This is a genomic window from Mesorhizobium sp. M6A.T.Cr.TU.016.01.1.1 (genome assembly GCF_003952585.1).
In the GTDB taxonomy this organism is placed as follows: Bacteria; Pseudomonadota; Alphaproteobacteria; order Rhizobiales; family Rhizobiaceae; genus Mesorhizobium; species Mesorhizobium mediterraneum.
On sequence record NZ_CP034452.1, the window covers coordinates 953,627 to 969,909 of the forward strand.

At 63.0% G+C, this 16,283-nt stretch carries 16 protein-coding genes; 9 read left to right on the forward strand and 7 right to left on the reverse strand.

The window, feature by feature from the left end:
- Positions 1–26: 26 nt before the first annotated feature.
- From EJ075_RS04435 to EJ075_RS04465, 6 genes are all read right to left on the reverse strand, one after another.
- On the reverse strand, positions 27–1,238 hold the full coding sequence (locus EJ075_RS04435) for an acyl-CoA dehydrogenase family protein (RefSeq protein ID WP_126103525.1): 1,212 nt from the start codon (positions 1,236–1,238) through the stop codon (positions 27–29).
- A gap of 267 nt (positions 1,239–1,505) precedes the next feature.
- Positions 1,506–2,468: a 3-keto-5-aminohexanoate cleavage protein gene (locus EJ075_RS04445; protein ID WP_126103526.1), complete on the reverse strand. Its 963-nt coding sequence runs from the start codon at positions 2,466–2,468 to the stop codon at positions 1,506–1,508.
- Positions 2,465–3,412: a 3-hydroxyacyl-CoA dehydrogenase gene (locus EJ075_RS04450; protein WP_126103527.1), complete on the reverse strand. Its 948-nt coding sequence runs from the start codon at positions 3,410–3,412 to the stop codon at positions 2,465–2,467. Before EJ075_RS04450 ends, EJ075_RS04445 begins: the two co-directional genes overlap by 4 nt.
- Positions 3,413–3,422: 10 nt before the next feature.
- Positions 3,423–4,229, reverse strand: a complete 807-nt coding sequence (locus EJ075_RS04455; RefSeq protein WP_095483997.1) for an SDR family oxidoreductase — start codon at positions 4,227–4,229, stop codon at positions 3,423–3,425.
- 454 nt (positions 4,230–4,683) lie between these two features.
- Positions 4,684–5,082 carry a sulfocyanin-like copper-binding protein gene (locus EJ075_RS04460; RefSeq protein WP_245458100.1) on the reverse strand — a complete coding sequence of 133 codons (399 nt, stop codon included), beginning with the start codon at positions 5,080–5,082 and terminating at the stop codon, positions 4,684–4,686.
- A 247-nt stretch (positions 5,083–5,329) separates the two neighbouring features.
- Positions 5,330–6,001: a GntR family transcriptional regulator gene (locus EJ075_RS04465; RefSeq protein ID WP_126103528.1), complete on the reverse strand. Its 672-nt coding sequence runs from the start codon at positions 5,999–6,001 to the stop codon at positions 5,330–5,332.
- Positions 6,002–6,147: 146 nt separating this feature from the next.
- Here EJ075_RS04465 and EJ075_RS04470 point away from each other — a divergent pair, with 146 nt between their 5' ends.
- From EJ075_RS04470 to EJ075_RS04510, 9 genes are all read left to right on the forward strand, one after another.
- Entirely contained in the window at positions 6,148–6,735 is a 588-nt protein-coding gene (locus tag EJ075_RS04470) for an amino acid synthesis family protein (RefSeq protein ID WP_126107234.1), read from the forward strand.
- Positions 6,728–8,521, forward strand: coding sequence for an alpha/beta fold hydrolase (locus EJ075_RS04475; RefSeq protein WP_126103529.1), 1,794 nt, complete (start codon positions 6,728–6,730; stop codon positions 8,519–8,521). Before EJ075_RS04470 ends, EJ075_RS04475 begins: the two co-directional genes overlap by 8 nt.
- Positions 8,522–8,527: 6 nt before the next feature.
- Positions 8,528–9,580 (forward strand): LLM class flavin-dependent oxidoreductase, encoded by a 1,053-nt coding sequence (locus EJ075_RS04480; RefSeq protein ID WP_126103530.1) that lies wholly within the window; start codon positions 8,528–8,530, stop codon positions 9,578–9,580.
- Positions 9,577–11,052, forward strand: coding sequence for an aldehyde dehydrogenase (locus tag EJ075_RS04485; protein WP_126103531.1), 1,476 nt, complete (start codon positions 9,577–9,579; stop codon positions 11,050–11,052). Before EJ075_RS04480 ends, EJ075_RS04485 begins: the two co-directional genes overlap by 4 nt.
- A 68-nt stretch (positions 11,053–11,120) precedes the next feature.
- Entirely contained in the window at positions 11,121–12,125 is a 1,005-nt protein-coding gene (locus EJ075_RS04490) for an ABC transporter substrate-binding protein (RefSeq protein ID WP_126103532.1), read from the forward strand.
- A 69-nt stretch (positions 12,126–12,194) separates the two neighbouring features.
- Complete coding sequence (locus EJ075_RS04495) at positions 12,195–13,055, forward strand: ABC transporter permease (RefSeq protein ID WP_126103533.1); 861 nt, start codon at positions 12,195–12,197, stop codon at positions 13,053–13,055.
- Between the two features lies 1 nt (position 13,056).
- Positions 13,057–13,857, forward strand: coding sequence for an ABC transporter permease (locus tag EJ075_RS04500; protein ID WP_126103534.1), 801 nt, complete (start codon positions 13,057–13,059; stop codon positions 13,855–13,857).
- Positions 13,854–14,930, forward strand: a complete 1,077-nt coding sequence (locus EJ075_RS04505; protein ID WP_126103535.1) for an ABC transporter ATP-binding protein — start codon at positions 13,854–13,856, stop codon at positions 14,928–14,930. The genes EJ075_RS04500 and EJ075_RS04505 overlap by 4 nt, the downstream gene beginning before the upstream one ends.
- Positions 14,931–15,000: 70 nt before the next feature.
- Positions 15,001–15,909 carry a LysR family transcriptional regulator gene (locus tag EJ075_RS04510; RefSeq protein WP_126103536.1) on the forward strand — a complete coding sequence of 303 codons (909 nt, stop codon included), beginning with the start codon at positions 15,001–15,003 and terminating at the stop codon, positions 15,907–15,909.
- 121 nt (positions 15,910–16,030) lie between these two features.
- Here EJ075_RS04510 and EJ075_RS04515 read toward each other — a convergent pair whose 3' ends face one another.
- On the reverse strand, positions 16,031–16,282 hold the full coding sequence (locus tag EJ075_RS04515) for a hypothetical protein (RefSeq protein WP_126103537.1): 252 nt from the start codon (positions 16,280–16,282) through the stop codon (positions 16,031–16,033).
- Position 16,283: the final 1 nt, after the last annotated feature.

Consider the following 16,283-nt stretch of genomic DNA (forward strand, 5'->3'; position numbering starts at 1 on the left):
TTCCTCCGGAGACGCCAGCGCGTCGCTTATGCGTCGCCTTCGACAGTCCAGCGCCAGAAGCCCTTCTCTTCCTCGTTGAGGAAACGGTTCAGCACCATCTTGTGGACCTCATCGGCACCGTCGACCAGCCGCGCCTGGCGCGCATAGCGGTAGATCCATTCGAGCACCGTGTCCTTGGAATAGCCACGCGCGCCATTGATCTGGATCGCCACATCGGCCGCGTCATGCAGCACATTGGCGACCTGCACTTTGGCCATCGACACTTCCTTGCGGGCAAAGCCGCCGCGGTCCAGCTCCCACGCAGCCTTCATCACCAGGATGCGGCCGATCTCGATGCGCATGGCGAGATCGCCGAGCTTCAGCTGAACGCTTTCACGGTCGGCGAGGCGCTGGCCGAAACCATGGCGCTCGGCAGCGTAGGCGCGCGCGATCTCAACGCAGCGCTTGGACAGTCCGAGCCAGCGCATGCAGTGGGTAAGCCGCGCTGGGCCGAGCCGCACCTGCGTCACCTTCATGCCCCTACCCTCGCCGACCAGCATGTCTTCGACAGGGATTTCGAGCCCATCGAACTCCAGCTCGCAATGCCCGCCATGCTCCTCCGGGCCCATGATCTCGATGCGGCGCATGATACGCCAGCCTGGCTGGTCCTTGTGGAACATCAGGGCCGACAGACCATGGCGCGGGTCGTCCGAGGTTCGCGCGATCAAAATGAAATGGCTGGCCTCCTCAGCGCCGGTGATGAACCATTTGCGGCCGGTCACGACATATTTGTCGCCGCGCCGCTCCGCACGCGTCATGATCATCGAAGGATCCGAGCCGCCGCCGGGGTGCGGTTCGGTCATGGCAAAGGCCGAGCGCACCTTGCCCTCGACAATCGGCTTCAGCCATTTTTCCTTTTGCGCTGGCGTGCCGAGCGCCTCCAGAACCATCATGTTGCCATCGTCGGGCGCTGCCGAATTGAACACCACGGGTCCGAAAATCGACCGGTTCATCTCCTCGTAGCAGACCGCCATGTCCATCTTGCCGAGACCGGCGCCGCCGGTTTCGGGCTTGAGTTGCAGGCACCACAGGCCCGCCATCCGCGCCTTGGCGCGAAGCCCCTCCAGCAGCGGCAAGGCGATATTTCCATGCGCGTCATAGGACGTCTTGTCGGCTTCGAGCGGCAGGATCTCACGCTCGACGAAGTCGGCAATGCGGACGCGGTAATCTTCCGTGCGAGCGGGAATATCGAAATTCATGGGCAAACTCTCAGCGATGAAACGAGGTGGCCGCCATGGTCTAGGAATCGAGCAAGCGCTCGTTTCCTTATTCGCCTCTATCCCCTTTTGCCGCCGCCGTCATCCGGCGAAGCGTGGTTCCGCAACGCCTTTGATGCCAAGGCCGGTTATTGCGAACAGGCTGCCGCAGCGCCACCCCGGCCGGTGTCGACGCGGGCGAAAGTGCGCCGGTTGCTGGCAGCACCAGTCGCGATGTCATAGTCATAAGCCCAGATCTCGCGATCCGCCTCAGAACGCGACCTTGTCGCCGCCCTTCAATGACAGGATCTCGCGCGCCTCGTCGGGCGTCGCCACCTCCATGCCGAGGCCTTCGATGATCTTGCGGGCAAGCACCACCTGTTCGACGTTCGATTTGGCAAGCTTACCCTTGCCGGCCCATAGGCTGTCCTCCAGGCCAACCCTGATGTTGCCGCCAAGGGCCGCCGACTGCGCGGCAATGCGAAGCTGGCTGGCGCCGGCACCGAGCACCGACCAGCGGAACTGGTCGCCGAACAGCCGGTCGGCGGTGCGCTTCATATGGGCGACGTCTTCAGGATGCGTGCCGATGCCGCCGAGCAGCCCGAATACCGACTGCACGAAGAACGGTGGCTTCACCAGCCCACGGTCGGCAAAGTGCGAGAGATTGTAGAGATGGGCAATGTCGTAGCACTCGAACTCGAAGCGCGTGCCGTTGTCGTAGCAGGTCGCAAGAATGTATTCGATGTCTTTGAACGAATTGCGGAAGACCAGGTCGCGCGTCGCTTCCAGATGCGACTTTTCCCAGTCGAACTTGAAGGTCTCGTATTTGTCCGCGAGGTGATAGAGCCCGAAATTGATCGAGCCCATGTTGAGCGACGCGACTTCCGGCTTGAACTCAGCGGCTGGGCGCACGCGCTCCTCGACCTTCATGTAGGGGCTGCCGCCAGTGGTGATGTTGATGGCGGCGTTGGTGCCTTGCTTGACGCGCGGCAGGAAACGCGCGAACGCCTCCGGCGTCTGGTCGGGCTTGCCGGTCTCAGGGTCGCGGGCATGCAGGTGCAGGATCGCGGCACCCGCCTCTGCCGCCGCGATCGCCTCGGACGCGATCTGGTCCGGCGTGATCGGCAGATAGGGCGACATGGTCGGCGTGTGGATCGCCCCCGTCACTGCACAAGTGATGATAACCTTGCCCTTGGCCTGCTGAGCGCTGGGCTTGCGGTTCGTTTCCGTCATCGTCCGAACTCCTGATCCGATTTTCTCTTGTGCGCCGCCAGCGCCATCAGCCGGCGGTCGCGCCACACCTGCCGTTCGCCGAGCTCTTCCCGCGGCAGCCGCTTGCGGCGGTCGGCCTCTACTGTCTCGATGACCTCGCCGGCCCAGTCGACGCGGCGCAGCGTCTGCGGAAAAATGTTGGCATAGATCGTCTGATAGCGCTCGACATAGTCGCGCACGCCGCCCGGTGCATTGAGGTCGATCGTCTCGAACGGACCCATGAACGACCAGCGTAGCGCCAGCCCGTCGCGAATGCCGATATCGACGTCCTCGACGCTGGCATAGCCGTCGGCGACAAGGCGAAAAGTCTCCTCCAGCAGCGCGCCCTGCAGGCGGTTCATGATGAAGCCGTCGAGCTCGTGCTTCATCACCAGCGGCGCGTGGCCTGCGGCGACGAGTAAGGCGCGGGTCCTTTCGACCGTTTCGGGCGAGGTCCATGGCGCCGGCACGACTTCCGCAGCCGGAATGAGATAGGGCGGATTGATCGGATGCACGACCAGGCAGCGGTGCCGCCCTTGCAGATGATCGGTGAATTTCGACGGCAGCAGCGCCGAGGTGGAACTGGCGATCACCGCTTGCGGACCGGCCAACGCATCAATCAGAGAGAACACCTCGCGCTTCACGTCGAGGCTTTCGGGCGTGTTCTCCTGGATATGGACCGCATCGGCCAGCGCCTCTTCCAGCTCCGCAACGACGGCGATGCGGCCACGCACGGCATCGATTGCCTGTCCGCGCAGCAGATCGTTCGCGGCGAGGTCACCCAGCACGCCGGCGACGTAATCATGCGCACCGCCCGCCGCGGCCGGCGACTGATCCCACATCCGCACATCGTGGCCGGCGCGGGCGAAGCTGATCGCCCAGGCCCGTCCGATGAACCCGCTGCCGACAATTGCGACCTTTGTCATGATCGGTTCCTCAAAGCGTTTCGACGTTGCCGTCGACGCCGAGCGACTGGCCGGAAATGTTGATCCCCGCATTGGACAGCAGGAAGGCGACCATCGAGGCGACGTCATAAGGGCTGGTCATGCGGCGCAGCGAGATGTTCTGGAGATAGCGCTCCGTCATCGCCTCATTCGACACACCGAGCTGCTTGGCCCGGTCGGCGATGACCTTGTCGATGCGTGGTCCCTCGATGATGCCGGGCAGGATGGCGTTGACCCTTATGCCGTGCGGCCCGAGTTCCTTGGCGAGGCTCTGCGTGAAACCGATGACGCCAAACTTGGCCGCCGAATAGGGTGTGCGGAAAGCGTAGCCGTAGCGGCCGGCCGCCGACGACATCGAGACGATCGAGCCGCCGCCCGCCGCCTTGATCAGCGGCACGGCACGTCGGGCGCAGAGGAACTGGCCGGTCAGGCAGATGTCGATGCAGCGCCGCCACTCCGCCGGATCGATCTCATCGACGCCACCGGTCGGCCCGGCAACGCCGGCATTGTTGATCAGCGCGTCGAGGCCGCCGAGCTTTTCCTTGACGGTCTCGAACAGCCGGTCGACGTCGTCTTCGCGCGAGACATCGGCCTTGACCGCGGCGACGAGCGCTATCCTGTCCGGAGCAGCGGCCAGCGCCTCGTCGGAGACGTCGCAAACGACGATGCGCGCGCCGAGCCGCGACAACGTGTCGGCAATGGCAAAGCCTATACCGCCGGCGCCTGCCGTCACCAGCACGCGCTGCCCCTTCAACCCGGTCAGAAAATCGTCCGCCGATGACGGTGCCCCTTTACTCATTGCCGTCGCGCTCATCGTGTTGTCCTTTCTCATTGCAGCCGCCGTTCGCGCAGCGCCATGACAGCGCCCAGAACGACCAAGCCGTACAGAATTGCCCTTGTGGCATAGGGCAGCTGAAATAGTGGCGAAAGCATTGCCCGCTGGTGGCTAGGCGAGCAAAGGCAGCTGCTCGGGCACGCCAGACTTTCGAATTTCCGGTAAGCCGCCCTGGGTTTGCATTGATCTCCACGACCAAGCCATGGCGCTGGCTTGCTCGCGTAGCCCCTAAGGCCGTCCTGGGGGCTGCTCCTGCGGAAATCTGTTTTCGTCTATGATTGCCACGGCCTGCTCGATGCTGTCTCTCACCTCGAAACCGATCCAATGTCCGTCCATCAGATGCGTTTGCCTCCCGCAGGCGAGGAAATAGCTCCCGGCCTGCTGCGCAACAAAGTTGAGTTGCCTCCTCTCATTGATTTTAATCCCCTCTGGCGGATCGGTGTACCCCCCCCCAGATCGCATCCTCGGCCGTCAACTTCACGGGCATCTCTGACTGAGCGTAGACCCTGGTCAGCATCAGGCTGTGCCGGAAAGACGAGGAGCCATTGATGAACTCGATCTTTACCGACCATTCTGCTGGTACGACGATGGTAAGATTGCCGCCCCAGTAACCGTTGAAGTCGATAATGTCGGTCCGGATGTTGTCCCTGCGATACCGCTCGACTTGGTTCCAATCGGCAACAATCTCTATGGCCACTGTCTCGGCTGCAGGATCGTTCTTGATCCAGCTCGGGACGAAAGGCTCCCCAGCCAGTGCAATTCCAGGCAAAAATCCCAAGGCAACGGCGAGAAGGGCGAGGTGAGCAAAGCGCGCCATCGCAATCAGAGGCTCCTCCCGAGCGGGGCAGCCGAGCGCAAGCGACCGCCAATCGAAGTCGACCTGGCTTGTTCCCTAAGGAAGAGAATACGCTCGAAATGGCATCCACACCAGCAAAGCCAGAGTGCGCTATCGTCAGCCGTCAGAAACAACGCCATTGCTGCTATATCATCGGGATGCGCGTTGGAATTGCCTGCAGTGCGTCAGTGCGAGGGCGACGGGCGATTCCGTAATGTGAAGTTTTGCTTCAGCTGTTGCGAAGGGTCTGTTGCGCAATTCGCCACGCCTGCTCCACATGTCGCCGGGCCGCGGCTTCGGCGTCATCGCCGTTGCGCGACTTGATGGCGTTCATGATGTCGGTCATTTCGGCAATTGCGGCATCGCGGCGGTCCACCGAAGCGATTGTCATGGAGCGCAGCTGGTTGATGCGGACGTTCAGACCCTGGACGATCTCCCAGGCGATGCGCTTGTCGGCGGAATCGAAAAGCACTTCATAGAATTTTGTCGTCGCCCGCATCACCTCGATCGGATTGGCTGAGGCCCACGCCGTGAGCAGCACATCGAATGCGCGCTCAAGCGCGGCGATCTGGTCCTCAGTCGCCGTCAGCGCGCAGGCGCGCGCCGCGATGCCCTCCATCAAAGCGCGGAGTTCATAAATCTCATCGGTGCGGCTGAGATCCGGCCTGGCCACCGCGGGTCCGTGGCCTGGTATCATCTGAACAAGGCCCTCAGTCTCCAACTGCCGCAGAACTTCGCGCACCACCGAGCGACTGACGCCGAGCTGGTCGCAAAGCGGCCGCTCGACCAGCCGTTCGCCGGGCTGGAAGTGAAACCCCATGATCGCGTCGCGCATGCGCTCCAGCGCCAGCGTTCTCAGCGTCTTGGTGGATCGTTCGATCCTCAGTGTGTCGTCGGCCAATTCATCTACTCCCAGCATCCGCAAACAAACAGATTCGACGATCCGTTGACAAGGGATTTGGTCTTCAATAGTATGGTATACCATAAGATGACCGAGGCGGAAGGGAGCTTTTCCGGATGCCTCGGCCGACGACCACCGAGGATTCGATGAAGCCGGCCATCCGAAAGATCGTCACCTATGTCGAGAACACGCTGATTGAAGGCGGCAAGGTGGCCCCCCGGCCGCTGCGCCTGATCGGCGTGGCGGCGGTGCTCGACAATCCTTGGGCCGAGCGCGGTTTCACTGAGGACCTTTCTCCCGAGATCCGCGCCTATGCGCCGGTTTTGGGAGAGATGCTCACCCGCGAAATCCTCGCAGTCGCGGGATCGGGCGAAGCCATCGAAGGCTACGGCAAGGCCGCAATCTGCGGCACGTCGGGCGAGATCGAGCATGCCTCGGCGCTCATCCACACGCTGCATTTCGGCAACCACTATCGGCGTGCCGTCGGCGCCAAGACCTATCTCGCCTTCACCAACATGCGTGGCGGGCCGAACACGCCGATCATGATCCCGCTCATGGACAAGCACGATGAAGGCCGACGTTCGCACTACCTGACTGTGCATTTCCAGATCGGCGACGCGCCGGCGCCGGACGAGCTGGTGGTAGCGCTTGGCGCCTCGATCGGCGGACGACCGCATCATCGCATCGGCGACCGCTACCAGGATCTCAAGGAGGTCGGCGACCTGCATGGCTGAGCTGACGGAGCCTGCCTGGCATCGCGAAACGGCGCCTAACGGCACCGGCTTCATCCGGGCCGGATCCGGCGCGCCGGTCCTCCTCATCCACGGCGTCGGCATGAACGCGGCGATCTGGGGGCCCCAGATCGAGCTGATGCGGGACAGATGGGATGTGATCGCGATCGACATGCTGGGGCATGGCCGGTCGCCGCTACCGCCCGAGGACGCCAGCCTTGCCGACTATGCAGGACAGGCAATCCGGCTTCTTGATCACCTTGGCCTGGATGCCGTCTCGGTCGTTGGCCATTCAATGGGGGCGCTGGTCGGGCAGGAAATCGCTCTCAACGCACCAGAACGGGTCCGCCGCATGGTGTCGCTCAACGCGGTCTTTCGCCGCCCGGCGGACCTTGCGCAGGCAGTGCGCGAGCGCGCCGCCGAATTGAATGGCGCGGAAAACCCGTCAGGGACGGACGTAACGATCGCGCGCTGGTTCGGCAACCCCGTCCCCGACAGCCTGGCCGAGGCGGCGAGGACAACGCGCGCGGCACTGCAGAGCGTCAACCCGGAAGGCTATGCGCGCACATATCGACTTTTCGCCCATGCGGATGCGGCGCATGGCGATCGCCTTTCCGGTCTAGCGATGCCGACTCTGTTCATGACCGGCTCGCAGGACAGGAATTCCTCGCCTGCGATGTCGGCGGCGATGGCCCGCCTCGCGCCGCGCGGTCGCTGCGCCGTTCTGGAGGGCGAAAGACATATGATGGCCGTAGCCTCGCCTGACACGGTCACACGGCGCATTGTCGATTTTCTCGAGAGCAACGACGGCGCAAGCACACCGGCGCGACCGGCGATAGACACAGCCTTCGACGCGGGCGAATTCAGGCGGGCGCTCGGTTCCTTCCTGACCGGCGTTACCATCGTCACCGCAATCGGGCCGGAAGGAGAGCCTCGAGGCTTCACCGCCAATTCGTTTACATCCGTTTCGCTCGATCCGCCGCTTGTGCTGGTCTGCATCGCCAAGAAAGCGCTGGGCCATCCGGTGTTTTCGACCTCGAAGTGCTTTGCCGTCAACGTGCTCTCGGAGGAACAGCGAGCCGCGTCTGGCGTCTTCGCTTCGAAATCGCAGGACAAGTTCTCGGCTGTCGAGTGGCGCTTCGGCCCGACCGGCAGCCCGCTGCTCGCTGGATCGGTGGCGACGTTTGACTGTGACATGGAGCAGTTGGTCGACGCCGGCGACCATTCGATCCTCATCGGCCGCGTTCGCGAATTCTCCCACAATTCATCGCAGCCCCTCGGCTATTGCCGTGGGGCGTATGTCTCGCCCGGTCTCAGCCAGGAAGCTCTGGCGGCCGCGCCTCCGGACATGGAGGTCGGCGCTATCCTCGAAGACGAAGGCCGCGTGCTGTTTTTCGAAACCGTCGACGGCTTTTTCGAACTGCCGGCGGGCCGAGGGCTCGGAACGCCCGGCGACACGCGAAGCCTCAAGGGATGCCTCGCTGCGAAAGCCATCGAGGCTCATCTCGGATTCCTGTTTGCGGTCTGGGACGACGCCGCAAACCCATCGCGAACGCATGTCTACTACCGCGGCACGGTGGACGCGCCCCACTCCAGCAATCGCCAGGTCCGGCTCGTCGACATCGACAGGATTGCCGGACTGAACATCGCCGACGCTGCTGTGCGCTCTATGCTCGCCCGCTATGTTCTTGAATGTCGGGAGGATGCGTTTGGAGTCTATGTCGGCAACGAGGTCGAAGGTGAAGTCCGTCCGCTCGCCAAGCCGGTATCCATGAACACTTCGGGGTGAACAGGTATGAAGTTCTCGCTCTTCGTCCATATGGAACGCTCGGACCCGGCAAAGCCGCATGCCGAGCTCATCGACGAGCTTGAGGAACTGGTCCTGATGGCCGAGGCGGCAGGCTTCGAGGCGGCCTGGATCGGCGAGCACCACGGCATGGAGTTCACCATCTCGCCAAACCCGTTCATCAACATCGCCTATCTCGGCGCCAGGACGAAGCGCATCCGGCTCGGCACAGGAACGGTCATCGCGCCGTTCTGGCATCCGATCAAGCTCGCCGGCGAGGCAGCAATGACCGATGTCGTCACGGCTGGCCGGCTCGACATCGGCATCGCGCGCGGCGCCTACAGCTACGAATACCAGCGCCTGTTCCCGGGGCTCGATGCCTGGGGCGCGGGCCAGCGCATGCGCGAGATCATCCCCGCTATCAAGGGCCTCTGGGAGGGCGACTTCGAGATGTCCGGGGAGTTCTGGTCGTTTCCCTCGACCACCTCGTCGCCCAAGCCGGTGCAAAAACCGCACCCGCCGATCTGGGTGGCGGCGCGCGATCCGAACTCGCACGACTTCGCCGTGTCCAACGGCTGCAACGTCCAGGTGACGCCGCTCGCCTCGGGCGATGATGAGGTAACCAGCCTGATGGAGCGCTTCAACGCGGCGTGCGCGGCGCATCCGGACATCGCCCGCCCCGAGATCATGCTGCTGATGCACACATTCGTTGCCGAAGACGCCGCCGATGCAGAGCAGCTGACGAAGGACCTGTCGCTGTTCTACTGCCAGTTCGGCGCGTGGTTCCAGAACAAGAAGCCTGTTCGCCAAGGCATATTGGAAGCGCTCACCGGCGACGAGATCGCGGCCATGCCGCAATACGCGCCCGACAAAATGCGACAGAACCTGGTTATCGGCGAAGCCGAAGAGGTGATCGCCCGGCTGAAGGCATACGAGGCGCTCGGCTACGACCAATATTCGATCTGGATCGACAGCGGCCTACCGCACGAACGCAAGAAGAAGTCGCTGCAGCTGTTTGTCGACAAGGTGATGCCGGCGTTCGGGCATGGGAGGCCGCAATGACCCTTGTGGCATTCAGCAACTTCATAGATGGAGCGTTCGATACGCCGACGGCCACCTTCGAAAGCATCGATCCGTCCACCGGAGCGCCCTGGGCGACGATGCCCGCTGCAACCGAAGCCGATGTCGACCGCGCCGTCGAAGCGGCGCACCGGACTTTGCACTCCGCCGCGTGGGCATCGCTGACGGCGACGGCGCGAGGCAAGCTGCTGGCGCGCCTCGGCGACCTGGTCGTCGCCAATGCCGGCCGCCTGGCGGAACTGGAGACGCGCGATACCGGCAAGATCATCCGCGAGACCCGCGCCCAGATCGCCTATGTCGGCGACTATTACCGCTACTATGGCGGGCTTGCCGACAAGCATGAAGGCTCGCATCTGCCTATCGACAAGGCCGATATGGACGTCACCATCAGGCGCGAGCCGATCGGCGTCGTCGCTGCCGTCGTGCCGTGGAATTCGCAGCTCTTCCTTTCGGCCGTCAAGCTCGGTCCGGCACTGGCGGCCGGCTGCACGGTCGTCTTGAAAGCCTCGGAAGACGGCCCAGCGCCGTTGCTGGCCTTCGCCGAACTCGTTCACGAGGCCGGATTTCCCGCCGGAAGCGTCAACATACTGGCCGGGTTCGGGCACGATTGCGGCCGGCGCCTGACAAGTCATCCGCTGGTTTCACGCGTCGCCTTCACCGGCGGACCTTCGACCGCTCGCGCGATTATCCGCAACACGGCGGAAAATCTCGCCTACACGACGCTGGAGCTGGGCGGGAAAAGCCCGGTTGTCGTTTTCGCCGACGCAGACCTGGACAGTGCGGCAAACGCGGTCGTGGCCGGGATTTTCGCGGCGTCTGGACAAAGCTGTGTCGCCGGCTCCCGGCTGCTGGTCGAGCGTTCGATAAAGGCCGAGTTCCTCGACAGGCTGAAGCACAAGGCCGAGGCCATCAAAATCGGTGATCCGCAGGATCCGGCCACCGAAATGGGACCACTGGCAACACTACGTCAGCGGGAATGGATCGAGAGGATCGTTGCCGAGAGCCTCGCCAGTGGCGGGACGTTGATCACCGGCGGAAAACGGCCCGACGAGCATCCGCGCGGCTTCTACTACGCACCGACCATTATCGACACCGAGGATACAGCGCTGCCCTGCGTGCGGGAGGAATTGTTCGGTCCGGTGCTCAGCGTTCTCACCTTCGACACGGAAGCCGAAGCCCTGGCGCTTGCCAACGATACGCCGTTCGGCCTGGCCTCGGGCGTGTTCACCACCAATCTCGCCAAGGCGCACCGCATGGCGCGCGACATCCATGCCGGTGTCGTCTGGGTCAACACATACCGCGCCGTTTCGCCGCTCGTGCCGTTCGGCGGATACGGTCAGTCGGGGCTCGGCCGTGAGGGCGGGCTCGACGCCATCCGCGATTACACGCGCTCGAAATCCGTCTGGATACGGATATCCGACGAGCCGATCCCGGATCCGTTCGTCATGCGATGAGGGCAGCGCCGCGATCGCGCAATTTCATAACAACAAGAAACCAAAAACAACCAACAGAGGAGAATGACATGAAACTGATTTTGACCGGCATTTTGGCCGGGCTCTTGGCAGCCACCGCCGCACGGGCCGATGAAATGGTGTTCACCAGCTGGGGCGGAACCACCCAGGAGGCGCAGACCAAATCCTGGGCTGCTCCGTTCGAAGCCAATTCCGGCATCAAGGTCCTGCAGGACGGCCCGACGGACTACGGCAAGCTGAAGGCCATGGTGGAAGGCGGCAGCGTTGCCTGGGATGTCGTCGATGTCGAAATGGATTTCGCCATCAAGGCGGCTAAGGATGGCCTGCTGGAGCCGATCGATTTCAATGTCGTGCCGAAAGCCGATCTCGATCCTCGCTTCACCACCGAGCATGCGGTCGGCAGCTTCTACTATTCCTTCGTTCTTGCCTGGAACAAAGGGGTGGTGTCGGGCGAGCCAACCAGCTGGGCCGACATGTTCGACCTGACGAAATTTCCCGGCAAGCGCACGTTCTATAAATGGTCGGCGCCAGGCGTCGTCGAGATCGCATTGCTGGCCGACGGCGTGCCGGCAGACAAGCTCTATCCCCTCGACCTCGACCGGGCGTTCAAGAAACTCGATACGATCAAGTCGGAAATCGTCTGGTGGGACAGCGGCGCGCAGTCGCAACAGCTGATCGCCTCCGGTGAGGCAGCCTTCGGGCAACTCTGGAACGGGCGTGTCTTCGCCCTCCAGCAGGACGGCGCCGATGTAGGGGCATCCTGGAAACAGAACATGACTGCCGCCGACGTGCTCGTCATCCCCAAGGGCTCGAAGAACAAGGCTAGCGCGATGAAATTCCTGGCCACAGCGACAAGCGCGAAAAGCCAGGCAATGTTTGCTGAAGCAAGCGGCTACGCGCCGATCAACACGGCAGCCAAGGCCGAAATGCCGGCCGATGTCGTCAAGTCATTGCCGGACGCCTATGTCGACGGGCAGATCAACCTCGACATGAACTACTGGGCTGAAAACCGCGACGCGATCGCGGAGCGTTGGTACGCCTGGCAGGCCAAATAGCCGCCGACCTCACCCATGAACCGGCGGGGCGCCGCTAGGCGTCCCGCCTGAGCTGCCGGGATCATCGCCATGTCGGGCAATTTGCTTCATCGACAGCCAATCCTCCGAAGGCCAAACGGCGTCGGCGGCGCCTTGCCGGCGCTGACCCTCATCACCCTGTTCTTCGTGGTGCCGGTCGTCGCGTTGCTGTTGCGCAGCGTGACCGAGCCCGTACCGGGCCTGCAGAACTACGCCATCCTGTTTGGCGACGGCACTTATGCGCGGGTCTTCTTCAACACCTTTCTGGTCGCCACCGTCGTCACCGCCGTCACCGTGATCGTGGCGTTTCCGGTCGCCTGGATGCTGGCGATCATGCCGCCTGCCCTCGGCTCGATCGTCTTCGGCATCATCATCCTGTCGATGTGGACCAATCTGCTCACCCGCACCTATGCCTGGATGGTGCTGCTTCAACGCACCGGCGTCATCAACCGGACGCTGATGGATATTGGCCTGATCAGCGAGCCGCTGCCGCTGATCAACAACCTGACCGGCGTCACCATCGGCATGGTCTACATCATGCTGCCCTTCATGATACTGCCACTGGTCGGAACCCTGCGCGCCATTGATCCGATGACGCTGCGCGCCGCCGCCCTGTGCGGTGCGAGCCCCTTCGACGCCTTCCGCCGCATCCTGCTGCCATTGTCGCTTCCCGGAATCGCTGCAGGCGGCCTGATGGTTTTCGTCATGTCGCTCGGCTATTTCGTGACGCCGACGCTGCTCGGCGGCACCTCCAACATGATGCTCGCCGCAATGATCGCCCAGATGATCCAATCCTTGCTCAACTGGGGGCTCGGAAGCGCGGCGGCTTTCATCCTGCTTTTGGTGACCATGGCCCTCTACGCGCTGCAACTGCGCCTCGTCGGCGCCAAGCGCATGACAGGAGGCATCTGAGATGCTGCTCGACTACGACCGGCTGGGCTGGCTGCGCGCAGCACTTCTGGGTTTCACCGGCCTGGTTGCCGCGTTTCTGCTGCTGCCGGTGGTCTTCATCGTGCTTTTGTCGTTCGGATCGTCGCGGTGGCTGGCTTTTCCGCCGCCCGGCTGGACGCTGAAATGGTATGAGGAGCTCTTCGCCGATCCGGCCTGGCTCGAAGCAGCGCTGACCAGCGCGCACATTGCCACCATGGTCGCGATTCTTGCCGTCGTCATCGGGCTCCTGGCTTCTTTCGCCCTGGTCAGGGGACAGTTTCGCGGGCGCAACACGCTTCGCGGCCTGCTGCTGACGCCAATGGTGCTGCCGGTCGTGGTCTTCGCCATCGCCATCTATGCATTCTTCCTGCGGATCGGGCTCGGCGGCACCACGGCAGGCTTCGTCATCGCACACACAGTCCTGGCACTCCCCTTCGCCATCATTCCCATCACCGCGGCACTCGAAGGTTTTGACAAATCCATCGAGGATGCGGCGATCGTCTGCGGCGCAAGCCCATTCGAGGCAAAACTCCGGGTCACCTTGCCGGCGATCAAGATCGGGATTTTTTCGGCGGCGATCTTTGCCTTCCTCGCCTCGTGGGACGAGGTGGTGGTCGCGATCTTCATGGCCAGCCCCACCTTGCAGACCTTGCCGGTCAAGATCTGGGGCAGCCTGCGCCAGGATCTCAGCCCGGTCATCGCCGCCGCCTCCAGCCTTCTGGTACTTCTGACCTTGAGCCTGATGATCGTAACCGCACTCATTCGGCGGAAACTGTCGAAATGACCGAACCGTTTCTCTCCATTCGCTACCTGCGCAAGACATTCGGCAGCTTCGTCGCCGTGCACGATGTCACGATCGATATACCCAAGGGCGAGTTCCTGACCTTCCTCGGCCCTTCCGGCTCCGGCAAATCGACGACGCTCTACGCGGTCGCCGGCTTTCAGCAGCCGACATCCGGCGACGTTCTTCTCGAAGGCAGGTCGCTGCTGTCGGTGCCGTCGCACAAGCGCAATATCGGCATGGTGTTCCAGCGCTACACGCTGTTCCAGCATCTCACCGTCGCCGAGAACGTTGCCTTTCCGTTGCGCGTGCGCCGCCGGCCGGACGCCGAGGTGAACCGAAAAGTCGCCGAGATGCTGTCGCTGGTCCGGCTCGAGAGTTTCGGCGGCCGATATCCCGGCGCGCTATCCGGTGGACAGCAGCAGCGCGTGGCGCTTGCCCGGGCGCTGGCCTACGATCCGCCGATCCTTCTGATGGACGAGCCGCTTTCGGCGCTCGACAAGAAGCTGCGCGAGGAAATCCAGGCCGAGATACGACGCATCCACCGCGAAACCGGCGTAACGATCCTTTACGTCACCCACGATCAGGACGAGGCCCTGCATCTTTCGGATCGCATCGCCCTGTTTCGGGACGGGCGCATCGAGCAGATCGGCACCGGTGAGGACCTCTATCTGAGACCTGCGAGCGAATTCGTGGCCAGCTTCATCGGAAATTCCAATTTCCTGCCGGCTGAGCATCTTGAAACCGTCAACGGCTCCGCCACGATCCGCCTGGCCGATGGCTCGGTCGTCTCCGGCGTCAGGATCGATCAGGACTTCAGCCATGGCCAGAAGACCCGGCTGATGGTGCGGCCGGAAGCGTTTCGGCTGAGGCCCGGCCCGGCCACTGCCGGGCTTGCGGTCGAATTCATCGACACCGCCTTCTTCGGCGAGCGGCGGCGCGTCATCGCGCGCACGGCCGCCGGCCAGGAGATCGACGTCAGGCCGACATCCGACATGGCAGAAGCACATGAAGGCTTCGCCTCGAGCAGACAGATTTTTTTCGATCCCGCCGCCGCATTTCTGTTTCCCGCCTGACGGGCGCGCTGGCGGTCTGGAACGAGATCTCAGGCAGCCGGCGGCTCGATGGTGACGCCGTATTTGGACGATGGATCCGCTCGATGGAATCGCTGCGTTCGCTCGTGTCGTTGATAGCGGCAGCTTCTCAGCGGCGGCACGGCATCTCAAAATCTCCAAATCCGCTGTTAGCGCCCATGTGCAGCGGCTTGAGGAGCGCCTGGGCATTCGCCTGCTCAACCGCACCACGCGTCGACTCTCGATGACCGAAGCGGGCGCAGCCTATTACCGCCACTGTGCGCGGATTCTCGCCGAAGCTGAAGCTGCGGAACAGGCGGCGAGCGCGCTGCAGCGCGAGCCGCGCGGCACCCTTCGCATTTCGGCGCCCGACAGATTCGGCTGGATGCATGTGGCGCCGGCCGTCCCCGAGTTCCTGAGGCGCTATCCGGAACTTTCCGTCGATATTGCTTTGAGCCCGACGCATGTGAGTCTGGTCGATGAGGGGCTCGATCTGGCGATCCGCATCGGCGTGATCGAGGATTCGCCGCTTGTCGTGCGCAAGCTCGCGCCATCCCGGCTCGTCGCCTGTGCTGCGCCCGCTTATCTCACGGAGCGTGGAGCGCCGCGCGAGCCGGGCGACCTTGCCAAGCACAACTGCCTCTGCACCAGCCTCCTGCCTTGGGGCGATGGATGGCGCCTTGCCGGCAAACGAGGCGAGGTGCGGGTGGCTGTGGGCGGCAGCTTTCGCAGCAATAATGCGGAGATGCTGCGCGTTGCGGCGCTCGGTGGCATCGGCATCGCCCTACTGCCCACTTGGGCGGTAGCGGAGCCGCTGCGTACTGGCGCGCTGCGACGCGTGCTTGACGCCTGGGAGCCTCCAGCCAGCACGATTTATGCCGTCTATCCCAGCAACAGGCTCATGTCGATGAAGGTCCGCGCCTTCGTCGACCACCTTGCGCGATGCATTGGGCGCATGCCGTATTGGGATGAAGGCCTTTGAGAAGAGCGCCCGTTTTGGATCGTTTTGAGCTACGGCACCCATTGATCCAGCCTCGCAACTTTCTCTCAGAACGCAGTCAGGAACAGTCTCCATACCGGTCAGAAAACTTGCGATCTTGACTTCAAAAGGGACTTGGGCGGGTTGAAATTTCCTCGGTTTTGCCCACTTTCGCTATCAATTGGCCGAGTGGTGCGATTTCCGGCGAAAACAGCGCGATCGAATTGACGAGAAAAATACCGTCAGCGGTGCTGGAGATATCGTCGAAGAGCGTGGCGGCCTGAAGAGCAATTTGGGATCTTGCGTACCAAAGCTGCGTTGGGCGCGCGCTCAGTGGCAGAGAGCGCCGGTTCTCACTCGCGATACCTGGGAGCATC

What these genes read in the sequence shown, in the direction of transcription:
- EJ075_RS04435 (WP_126103525.1), bottom strand. Translation starts at nt 1,238, where the DNA reads ATGAATTTCGATATTCCCGCTCGCACGGAAGATTACCGCGTCCGCATT.
- EJ075_RS04445 (WP_126103526.1), bottom strand. Translation starts at nt 2,468, where the DNA reads ATGACGGAAACGAACCGCAAGCCCAGCGCTCAGCAGGCCAAGGGCAAG.
- EJ075_RS04450 (WP_126103527.1), bottom strand. Translation starts at nt 3,412, where the DNA reads ATGACAAAGGTCGCAATTGTCGGCAGCGGGTTCATCGGACGGGCCTGG.
- EJ075_RS04455 (WP_095483997.1), bottom strand. Translation starts at nt 4,229, where the DNA reads ATGAGTAAAGGGGCACCGTCATCGGCGGACGATTTTCTGACCGGGTTG.
- EJ075_RS04460 (WP_245458100.1), bottom strand. Translation starts at nt 5,082, where the DNA reads ATGGCGCGCTTTGCTCACCTCGCCCTTCTCGCCGTTGCCTTGGGATTT.
- EJ075_RS04470 (WP_126107234.1), top strand. Translation starts at nt 6,148, where the DNA reads ATGAAGCCGGCCATCCGAAAGATCGTCACCTATGTCGAGAACACGCTG.
- EJ075_RS04475 (WP_126103529.1), top strand. Translation starts at nt 6,728, where the DNA reads ATGGCTGAGCTGACGGAGCCTGCCTGGCATCGCGAAACGGCGCCTAAC.
- EJ075_RS04480 (WP_126103530.1), top strand. Translation starts at nt 8,528, where the DNA reads ATGAAGTTCTCGCTCTTCGTCCATATGGAACGCTCGGACCCGGCAAAG.
- EJ075_RS04485 (WP_126103531.1), top strand. Translation starts at nt 9,577, where the DNA reads ATGACCCTTGTGGCATTCAGCAACTTCATAGATGGAGCGTTCGATACG.
- EJ075_RS04490 (WP_126103532.1), top strand. Translation starts at nt 11,121, where the DNA reads ATGAAACTGATTTTGACCGGCATTTTGGCCGGGCTCTTGGCAGCCACC.
- EJ075_RS04495 (WP_126103533.1), top strand. Translation starts at nt 12,195, where the DNA reads ATGTCGGGCAATTTGCTTCATCGACAGCCAATCCTCCGAAGGCCAAAC.
- EJ075_RS04500 (WP_126103534.1), top strand. Translation starts at nt 13,057, where the DNA reads ATGCTGCTCGACTACGACCGGCTGGGCTGGCTGCGCGCAGCACTTCTG.
- EJ075_RS04505 (WP_126103535.1), top strand. Translation starts at nt 13,854, where the DNA reads ATGACCGAACCGTTTCTCTCCATTCGCTACCTGCGCAAGACATTCGGC.
- EJ075_RS04510 (WP_126103536.1), top strand. Translation starts at nt 15,001, where the DNA reads ATGGATCCGCTCGATGGAATCGCTGCGTTCGCTCGTGTCGTTGATAGC.
- EJ075_RS04515 (WP_126103537.1), bottom strand. Translation starts at nt 16,282, where the DNA reads ATGCTCCCAGGTATCGCGAGTGAGAACCGGCGCTCTCTGCCACTGAGC.